5 protein-coding genes are annotated in these 7,592 nt (G+C 69.6%); all 5 read right to left on the bottom strand.

The annotated features are described in order from the left end of the window. Nucleotides 1-42: 42 nt before the first annotated feature. The gene (locus CH341_RS25555) at nucleotides 43-1,410 is read right to left on the bottom strand and encodes a M16 family metallopeptidase (RefSeq protein ID WP_210208612.1); all 1,368 of its coding nucleotides are present in this window, start codon (nucleotides 1,408-1,410) and stop codon (nucleotides 43-45) included. Next, nucleotides 1,407-2,846, bottom strand: a complete 1,440-nt coding sequence (locus tag CH341_RS25550) for a M16 family metallopeptidase (RefSeq protein WP_111421792.1) — start codon at nucleotides 2,844-2,846, stop codon at nucleotides 1,407-1,409. Before CH341_RS25550 ends, CH341_RS25555 begins: the two co-directional genes overlap by 4 nt. Before the next feature lie 171 nt (nucleotides 2,847-3,017). Next, on the bottom strand, nucleotides 3,018-3,704 hold the full coding sequence (locus tag CH341_RS25545) for a hypothetical protein (protein WP_146604621.1): 687 nt from the start codon (nucleotides 3,702-3,704) through the stop codon (nucleotides 3,018-3,020). Between the two features lie 84 nt (nucleotides 3,705-3,788). After that, nucleotides 3,789-4,289 (bottom strand): signal peptidase II, encoded by a 501-nt coding sequence (gene lspA / locus CH341_RS25540; RefSeq protein WP_111421790.1) that lies wholly within the window; start codon nucleotides 4,287-4,289, stop codon nucleotides 3,789-3,791. After that, nucleotides 4,286-7,477, bottom strand: a complete 3,192-nt coding sequence (ileS, locus tag CH341_RS25535; protein WP_111421789.1) for an isoleucine--tRNA ligase — start codon at nucleotides 7,475-7,477, stop codon at nucleotides 4,286-4,288. Before ileS ends, lspA begins: the two co-directional genes overlap by 4 nt. Between the last annotated feature and the right edge of the window lie 115 nt (nucleotides 7,478-7,592).

The following is a 7,592-nucleotide window of genomic DNA, read 5'->3' as shown; positions in this document are numbered from 1 at the left end:
GGCTCGCGGACCTGAAGGTCCGCGCCCCGGAATGACAGGCCCCTACTGGGCCCGCACCGCGGGGGCCGGGACGGCGGCGGCCGGGGCGGCGGCGGTGGCGGCCTCCGGGCGGCCCGCGACGGTCGCCAGCATCTTGCCGGAGAGGAGGCGCTTGGCGACGCGCTTGGCGTCGTCGAGCGTCACGGCTTCGATCAGGCCGTTGCGGCGGTCGATGTAGTCGATGCCGAGATCGTCGAGCTGGATCAGCACGAGCTGGTTGGCGATCTTGATCGAGGTGTCGAAGGAGAGCGCGTAGGAGCCCTTGAGATACGACTTCGCCTGGTCGAGCTCCTCGGCGGTCGGGCCGCTCTCGGCCATGCGGCGGATCTCGGCCTCGATCACGTCCATCGAGTCTTTCACCCGGTCGGCCCGGGTGGCGGTGGAGACGAAGAACAGCGAGGCGCTCTTGAGCGGCACCAGCGACGAGGAGACGCCGTAGGCGAGGCCGCGATTCTCCCGCACCTCGCGATAGAGCCGCGACGAGAACGAGCCGCCGCCGAGAATGTGGTTCACCACATAGGCCGGGACGAAGTCCGGATCCTTGCGGGCGATGCCCACCCCACCGAGCATCAGGGTCGACTGCGGCACGTCGACGTCGACCTGCACGCGCTGGCCGAGATCGGCCGGCGCCGCCTGCGGCACCGGGGTGAGCTGCGCCTTCTCGGGCAGCGACCCGAACACGTCGTCGACCAGCCGCGCCGCCGTCGCCGCGTCGATATTGCCGACGATGCCGACCTTCAGGTTGTCGCGCGCCAGCACGCGGCCGACATAGCCCTTCAGGTCGGCCGGCTGGATGGCCGCGACGCTCTCCAGCGTGCCGCGATTGACGCGGCTGTAGGGATGGCCCGGAAACGCCGTCTCCCACCATTTGCGGCCGGCGAGCTCGCTCGGGCTCATGGCGTCGCGGCGCAGCGCCGCCAGAATGTCGGCGCGGATTCGCTCCACCGCCTCGCTGTCGAAGCGCGGCGCGGTGAGCGCCAGCTTCAGCAGGCCGAAGGCCTCGTCGCGGTTCTCGGTCAGGGTGCGCAGCGAGCCCATCAGGGCGTCGCGATAGGCCGACACCGAGAACTCGATCGCCTTCGATTCGAGCCGCTGCTGGAAGGCGCGCGAATCGAGATCGCCGGCGCCCTCGTCGAGCAGCGAGGCCGTCATGTTGGCGAGCCCGGAGCGGTCGGCCGGATCCTGGGCGGTGCCGCCCCGGAACGCGAACTCCATGGCGACCAGCGGCACCGAGGGCTCGCGCACCAGCCAGGCCTCGATGCCCTTCGGCGTGATCACCCGCTCGATCGTGGTGGCTTGCGCGACCGGCGCCAGCACGACAGTGAGCGCCGCGACCGCAGCCGCGGCGATAGTCCGCACCAGAAAGGTCACGAGCGCTTCTCCTCGGAGGCCGGGAGCGACTTGATCAGATAGCCGGTCGCAGAGCGGCGCTTGTCGAGCCAGGTCTTGGCGGCGTCGCGCACCTGCTCGGCCGTCACGGCGCGGATGCGGTCGGGCCAGCTCAGCACGTCCTGCACGGTCGAGCCGGTGGAAAGCGCGGTGCCGTACCAGCGCGCCATGCTGGACTGGTTGTCCTGCGCATAGACTGCGTCGGCGATCATCCGGGTCTTGGCGCGCTCCAGCTCGTCGGCCGTGACGCCGTCGTGGATCGTCTCGGCGATGACGGCGTCGATCGCCTTCTCCAGATCCGGCAGCGAGGTCTCGGGCGTCGGCCGTCCGAACACGCCGAGCCGCGTCGCGTCGACGGCGGAGCCCTGGTACCAGGCGCCGGCGCTGGTGGCGATGCGCTTCTCGGCGACGAGGCGCTGATAGAGCCGGCTGTTGGGGCCGCTGCCGAGGATCTGCGACAGCACGTCGAGCGCCTCCGCCTCGCCGCGCTTGGCGGTCGCATAGGAGGGCACCAGATAGCTGCGGTTCAGGCTCGGCTGGGCGACCCTGGGATCGTCAAGCGTCACCTGGCGCACCGCCACCGGGGTCGGCTCCTGCGGGCGGGCGCGCGGGCCGATGTCGCTGCGCACCGGGATCTTGCCGTAGGTCTTCTCGGCCAGCGCCTTGACGGCCTCCGGATCGACGTCGCCGGCGATCACCACCACGGCGTTGTTGGGACCGTAGAACTGCTTGTAGAAGGCGAGCGCGTCCTCGCGGTTCAGCTTCTCGATCTCGGGCCGCCAGCCGATCACCGGGCGGCCGTAAGGATGGTTCAGGTAGAGCGCCGCCGCGACCTGCTCGCCCATGCGGGCGTCCGGGCTGTTGGCGACCCGCATGTTGAACTCTTCCAGCACCACGTCGCGCTCGGGCAGCACATTGGCGTCGGTGAGCACCAGGCCGGTCATGCGGTCGGCCTCGAACTCCATCACGTCGCCGAGGAACTCGCGCGGCACCCGCTGGAAGTATCCGGTGTAGTCGGTGGTCGTGAAGGCGTTCTCCTGGCCGCCGATGGTGGCGAGCATCTTGGAGAAGCGGCCGCTCGGGTTCTTCTCGGTCCCCTTGAACATCAGATGCTCGAGGAAATGCGCGATGCCGGACTTGCCGGGCGGCTCGTCGGCCGAGCCGACCTTGTAGTAGATCATGTGGGTGACGACCGGCGTGCGCTTGTCCGGGACGACGACGACCTGCAGCCCGTTGGCGAGCTTGAACTCGCTGATCTTCGGCCCCTGGCTCGGCGCCGCCTGGCCCGGCACCTGGACGGCGGCGGGCGGTGCCGCGGTCGCGGCCGGCGCCGCCGTGCCTTGTGCCCGGGCCGCGGCGATCGGCAGGATCGCGACCGCAGCGGCGAGCGCGAGCGACGTCAGGACGGGTCGGATCATGCGCGATGGGCCTCTGTTCGGGACGGCGGCATTGTTTCGGAAACGGTGCGGCGGCTCAAATGACAAATCGGTCAGGTTTCCGGGCCGAACCGCAGGCCCGAAACGGAAACGCGCACGGCGGCGGGCCGTGCGCGTGATTCGGGTGCGGAGGATGCCGCAGGGGCGTGACGATCAGCGTTGACCGGCGGAGCCGACGGCCTGGTCGTAGCCCTTCGCCGAGGTCGGCCGCTCGATCGTCTTGCCGACGCCGTAAGGCTGGGCCGCCGAGGGCGTGAGATAGCCGGGCGGCGGCTGGGTGAGCTCGGTGCGGCGCGGCTCCTTCTCGAAGGTGCCGACCTCCTCCTTCGGCTCGGCGCCGATCAGGTTGCGCCAGCTGAAGACGCCGCCGCTGTAGCCGAGCTCGGAGGGCTTCACCTGGTTGATCGCCTCCTCGCCGGACTTGATCGGCGGGCCGCCGGCCGAGGCGGTGCGTGGCGCGCCCTTGCGGTTCAGCTCGGCGGGCGACAGCGCGCGCGACTCCTCGTCCACGTCGAGCGACTTGCGGACCTGCTTCTTGGCCTCGCGCCGCGCCTTGATGTCGGGATCGTCGGGCCAGGCCGGATTGCGCTCGACCACCGAGGCGGTCTCGGGCGGCGGCAGGTCGCGGCTCGGCGGCACCACCAGCGGCGAGCGCTCGCGGTACTCGATGTTGCTTTCGTCTCCCGGCCGCTTGAGGCCGAGGCCGCTCATGATGTGGCGCAGAACCTTGACGTCGACCATCTCGTCGTCGTCCTCGGCCCGGGCACCCGGGCCGCTGCCGATCAGCAGAACGGCGGAGAGCGCGCCCGCGACGGCGGCGCGCGTCAAGCTGCGCGTCAAGTTAGCTCGCATGTCGTTCCCCCGTGCCTGCACGACGCCCGGTTGTGCGAACGGGACGTCGGCCATCCTCCTGTATACCCGGGATCAGGGCGCTTTTGCGGCGTCGGGCGCGACGAAGGCCTCGTACAGGAGCACCACCACGCCGATCACGATGGCGACGTCGGCGACGTTGAAGACGTACCAGTTGAACCGGGTCGTCGCCGTCGTCACCGACAGCAGCACGAAGTCGAACACGGCCCCGAGCGTCACCCGGTCGATGGCGTTGCCGATCGCCCCGCCGATGATCAGCCCGAGCGCCACCGCGCTGGCGCGCCGGTCGACCTTGGCCAGCCACAGGCCGAGCAGCGCCACGGCGGCCGCCTTGACGCCGAGCAGCGCCCACTGCCCGACCGGCCCGGACTGCGGGAACAGGCCGTAGCTGATGCCGGTGTTCCACACGACGACGAGGTCGAGCCCCGGAAACACGTGCAGCGGCGCCCTGGAGGGCAGGTCGACCCCGTAGAGCAGCCACAGCTTCACGGCCTGGTCGAGCGCGACCGCGACGGCCGCGGCGAGGAGCCCGAGCCCGACGGGACGGCGCGTCATCCGGCCGCCTTCTGGAGCGCGTCGAGCTCGCGCAGGGCCTGGGCGTCGCGCGGCGTCACCTCGGGATATTGCGGGTCGAGGCCGACCGACGGCGTGATCTTCCACGAGCGGGCGCACTTCTTGCCCTCGGCGCGGCGCGGCAGCACGGCGACGCCGGGCACGTCGGGCAGGCGGAACGCGTCCTCGGGCCCCTCCCCCTCGATCAGCGAGGCCCCCGACGTGATGCAGATCTCGGCGAGGTCGAGGTCCACCACGGCGCGGAACAGGTCGTCGTTGCTCACATAGATCAGCGGGTCGGCCTCGAGCGACGAGCCGATGCGCTTGCCGGCGCGCTCCAGCTCCAAGGCCCCGGTGACGACGCGGCGCACCGCGCGCGCCTTGCGCCAGATCTCGGCCAGCCCCTCGTTGCGCCAGCTCTCCGGCACCTCGGGGAACGTCTCCAGATGCACCGAGCCGTCGGTCCCGGCATAGCGGGCGAGCCACGCCTCCTCGGCCGTGAAGCAGAGGATCGGCGCCAGCCACGTCACGGTGCAGCGGAAGACGTGGTCGAGCACGGTGAGGCACGCCCGGCGCGTCACCGACGAGATCGGATCGCAGTAGAGCGCGTCCTTGCGCACGTCGAAATAGAAGGCCGACAGGTCGACCGTCATGAACTGGCCGACCACCGCGAAGATGCGCTTGTAGTCGTAGTTGGCGTAGGCCTCGCGCACCGTCGCGTCGAACTCGGCGAGCCGGTGCAGCATGTAGCGCTCCAGCGGCGGCATGCGCTCGACTTTTACGCGATCCTCGTCGCGGAAATGCGCCAGGTTGCCCAGCATCCAGCGCAGCGTGTTGCGCAGCTTGCGATAGGTGTCGACCGTGGTCTTGATGATCTCCGGACCGATGCGCTGGTCGTCCCAGTAGTCGCAGGAGCCGACCCACAGGCGCACGATATCGGCGCCGTGCTGCTTGATCATGTCCTGCGGCGCGACCGTGTTGCCGAGCGACTTCGACATCTTGCGGCCCTGCTCGTCGAGCGTGAAGCCGTGCGTCACGACGACGTCGAAGGGCGCCCGCCCGCGCGTCCCGCAGGATTCGAGCAGCGACGAGTGGAACCAGCCGCGATGCTGGTCCGAGCCTTCCAGATACATCACCTGATCACGACCGCCGTCCACCTTGCGGCGGATACCGGCCAGCGTCGGGAAGTTCTCCGGATCCTCCAGCACGAAGGCGTGGGTGGAGCCCGAGTCGAACCAGACGTCGAGAATGTCGTCGACCTTCTGCCAGCCCTCGCCGGCGCGCTCGGCCAGGAAGCGCTCGCGCGCCCCGGCCGCGTACCAGGCGTCGGCGCCCTCGGTTTCGAACGCGGCGACGATGCGGGCGTTGACGGCCTCGTCCTGAAGAATCTCGACCTCGCCGTGGCCCTTGTCGCGCACGAACACCGTGATCGGCACGCCCCAGGCGCGCTGGCGCGAGATCACCCAGTCGGGCCGGCTCTCGATCATGCCGGTGATGCGGTTCTGCCCCTGCGGCGGCACCCAGCGGGTCGCCCGGATGGCCTTGAGGGCGCGGGCGCGGAGCGTGTCGCCGGGGGTGGCGGCGACCACGTCCTCGGTCATTCCGGGACGACGCGCAGCGCCGGACCCGGAATCCAGCCGCGGGCCATTGCGCTTGTCGCTGGATTCCGGGTTCGCGCCTTCGGCGCGCCCCGGAACGACGGCGGCGGGGCCGGACGCCGCGATGTCCTGGTCCATGGCGATGAACCATTGCGGCGTGTTGCGGAAGATCACCGGCTTCTTGGAGCGCCACGAATGCGGATACTGATGCTTCAGCTTGCCCCGCGCGAGGAGGTTGCCGGCCTCGACCAGCGCCTTGATGACCGCCTCGTTGGCGTCGCCCTTTTCGCCTTTGTCGGTGATGACGCGGCGGCCTTCGAAGCCCGGCGCATCGGCCGTGTAGCGGCCGTCGGCATCCACCGTGTACGGGATCGCCGTGGAGATGCCGCGCTCGTGCAGGCGCCGGCCGTACTCCATCCAGATGTCGAAGTCCTCGCGGCCATGGCCGGGCGCAGTGTGGACGAAGCCGGTGCCGGTCGAGTCGTCGACATGCTCGCCGTCGAGCAGCGGCACGGCGAAGTCGTAGCCACCGACCGACTTCAGCGGATGCTCGCAGACCATCCCGGCCAGCACGTCGGCCGGCACGGCCCGCACCTTCTCGTAAGCGACCACACGGGCCTGCTTAAACACGTCCTCGGCCAGGTTGTCGGCCAGGATCAAGAGGTCGCCGGTCTTGGCCCAGTTGTCGGCCGGCGCATCCGTGACCTTATAGACGCCATAGCCGATCCGATGCGAGAAGCTGATCGCGCGGTTGCCCGGCAGTGTCCATGGCGTCGTCGTCCAGATGACGACGCTCGCGGCGCGAACAGCCGACCCTAGTTCGGCTTCCTCGTCCCAGATATCGAGCGACTTGGCTGTGATAGGACCGCCATGAAGTTTGGCGATTCCGATCACCTTTCGGACCGGAAACTTCACCCAAACCGTGTCGCTCGTATAATCCTCGTACTCGACCTCGGCCTCGGCCAGCGCGGTGCGCTCGACCACCGACCACATCACCGGCTTGGAGCCGCGATAGAGCGTGCCGTTGGCGGAAAACTTCATGATCTCGCGGGCGATCTGCGCCTCGGCCGCGAAGCTCATGGTGGTGTAGGGGTGGTCCCAGTCGCCGACCACGCCGAGCCGCTTGAATTCTTCCCGCTGCACCGACAGCCAGTGCTGCGCATAGGCGCGGCATTCCTGGCGGAACGCGATCATGGCGGCCGGGTCGGAGAGGTCGGGCTTGGTCTTGCCCTTCTTGCGGTAGTTCTCCTCCTCGATCTTCCACTCGATCGGCAGGCCGTGGCAGTCCCAGCCCGGCACGTAGTTCGAATCGAAGCCGAGCATCTGCTGCGAGCGCGTGACGAGATCCTTGAGGACCTTGTTGAGCGCGTGGCCGATATGGATGTGCCCGTTGGCGTAGGGCGGCCCGTCGTGCAGGACGAACTTGGCGCGTCCCTCCGAGGCGCTGCGCAACCGGCCGTAGAGGCCGATCTCGGCCCAGCGGGCCAGAATCTCCGGCTCCTTCTGGGGCAGACCGGCCCGCATGGGGAAGTCGGTCACCGGCAGAAAGAGGGTTTTCGAGTAGTCGCGGGTCGTCGTGGCGGCATCGGTCATGGCGCGCCGTTCTTAACAAGGCGCCGCCCCGCCGGGAAGGGCCAAGGGACACGACAGGTCCAGTACCGAGCCCGCGAAGGCGCTCCGCTTCACCTCCCCCTGGAGGGGGGAGGTC

The sequence above is a fragment of the Rhodoplanes roseus genome, from assembly GCF_003258865.1.
Classification (GTDB): domain Bacteria; phylum Pseudomonadota; class Alphaproteobacteria; order Rhizobiales; family Xanthobacteraceae; genus Rhodoplanes; species Rhodoplanes roseus.
The sequence above is the reverse complement of the archived record's forward strand: the minus strand, read 5'-3'. Positions and strand labels throughout refer to the sequence as shown.

What these genes read in the sequence shown, in the direction of transcription:
- CH341_RS25550 (WP_111421792.1), bottom strand. Translation starts at nt 2,846, where the DNA reads ATGATCCGACCCGTCCTGACGTCGCTCGCGCTCGCCGCTGCGGTCGCG.
- lspA (WP_111421790.1), bottom strand. Translation starts at nt 4,289, where the DNA reads ATGACGCGCCGTCCCGTCGGGCTCGGGCTCCTCGCCGCGGCCGTCGCG.
- ileS (WP_111421789.1), bottom strand. Translation starts at nt 7,477, where the DNA reads ATGACCGATGCCGCCACGACGACCCGCGACTACTCGAAAACCCTCTTT.